General features: G+C 58.3%; 2 protein-coding genes and 1 pseudogene. 2 read left to right on the top strand and 1 reads right to left on the bottom strand.

The genetic code is table 11. The features are described from left to right. The first annotated feature begins 190 nt into the window (after positions 1-190). Positions 191-469 (top strand): hypothetical protein, encoded by a 279-nt coding sequence (locus ACXJ7R_RS32555; protein ID WP_457155384.1) that lies wholly within the window; start codon positions 191-193, stop codon positions 467-469. A gap of 415 nt (positions 470-884) precedes the next feature. After that, positions 885-989: pseudogene (locus ACXJ7R_RS32550) on the top strand (DUF1236 domain-containing protein); the annotation flags it as partial. 66 nt (positions 990-1,055) lie between these two features. On the opposite strand, the gene ACXJ7R_RS32545 reads toward ACXJ7R_RS32550, so the two are convergent. Beyond that, positions 1,056-1,220, bottom strand: coding sequence for a DUF3309 family protein (locus ACXJ7R_RS32545; protein WP_457155385.1), 165 nt, complete (start codon positions 1,218-1,220; stop codon positions 1,056-1,058). Positions 1,221-1,446 lie beyond the last annotated feature (226 nt).

Raw genomic sequence — 1,446 nt, 5'->3', positions numbered from 1 at the left:
CGCCGGAGCCGCGATCTCGGGCAAGGCGCCTTGTTGATTGCGTGATGGACCCGCTCGGTAACTACCAACATTATTTTGGTGACACACCGACGTCGACAGACTTATGAATCCGGCTATCGATCCGTGCGCGGCATGCTACTCTTCCTCCCCACGCCTGGCGCAACGCCTGAACGCCCGTCGGATTAAAAGAATGACGGCCATTGCTTCGAGCAAGGTGACGCCCATGCGGGAATTGCCGAAAGACATTGACGCCGATGTCGTCATCGAAATCAGCAAGCTGCTGGACGACAGCCCGCTTTTCGTCCCGCTACGGGTTCATGACCTTGCGACCAGGGTTAGGCAGCGGGTGAAGGACCGGTTTGCCAGATCGTTCCATCGAAGAACTGATCGTGGAGATGGCCTCTGTACGCCAACTGGCCATGGCCTTTTGATCTGCCTGGATCCGAGAATGTCGTACGCATCCCATTGAGTCGCCCACGCCGCTAGACGGCCTCGATTCCATCCGAGTGTGGTTGAGCGATCCGACGGCGGCTTTGGGGAACCTAACGCGCGCCGAGAATTGGATTGCACGATTACCGACTTTCCAATTCAAAGGTGCCTGCAACGCCTCGAAAGCCAGACTGGCAAGATATCGTGGCGCGATTGGTTTGACTGTGCTTGCCAGTGCGTTGCTTGGATTGAACCGCGAAGCGCACGGCCATTCGGCGGGCTTCACGACGACTATCCTGGTCGGACTGGCCGACGCCCTCACGATGCTCCAGGCAAACATTTTGCCGGCACTTGGCCGCAAGGATCCCGGTTCCTTTGCCTCATGGATGTGCTGCGCTTTCCGCTCGCCGTGCCGACGGCGTCGGCTTCATCGGCGGCGGCGCCATCCTTCGCCGATCGGGCTGCATCGCTCGCCGGCGCGCATTGTCAAGATCGTCCCGGCTTGCGAAACCTATGAGTATTTCCTGCTCGCCGACGGGCGGATCGTCATCGTCGACCCTTGCCTTACAGAACCGTATCACCCGGCCAAGAGCAAAAAGGCAGAACAAACCACCTGCACCAGCCAACTAGATGCGCCCGAGTACAACCAGAATGATGATTATAAGCAGCACAAGACCGAGGCCACCGCCGCCATAGTAGCCCGTGCCGTAGAACGGCCCGCCACCGAGCCCGCTAAAGCCGCCAAGCAATGCGAGAACCAGAATGATGATAAGGATGGTGCCGAGACTCATAACTTTCTCCTTTTTGCGGGCTTTATAAGCGGAGCGGCCGGCCGCCAGCGGATGAGAATATGAACTCGCCAAAAGCCTTCCTGTTCCCGAGCGAGATCAATAGGCTGGCAGAGAATCTGCCGGCTCAATGGTGTTTGCGTGAACAAGATCATTCAGAGACGCCCGAGTTGTCCCGGCCTATCAACAATCCGGCGAGATGGGCAGCGTTTGAGGCGAGGCCATTACG

The sequence above is a fragment of the Mesorhizobium sp. P5_C1 genome (genome assembly GCF_054049815.1).
This window is presented reverse-complemented; position numbering and strand designations above follow the sequence as displayed.

What these genes read in the sequence shown, in the direction of transcription:
- ACXJ7R_RS32545 (WP_457155385.1), bottom strand. Translation starts at nt 1,220, where the DNA reads ATGAGTCTCGGCACCATCCTTATCATCATTCTGGTTCTCGCATTGCTT.
- ACXJ7R_RS32555 (WP_457155384.1), top strand. Translation starts at nt 191, where the DNA reads ATGACGGCCATTGCTTCGAGCAAGGTGACGCCCATGCGGGAATTGCCG.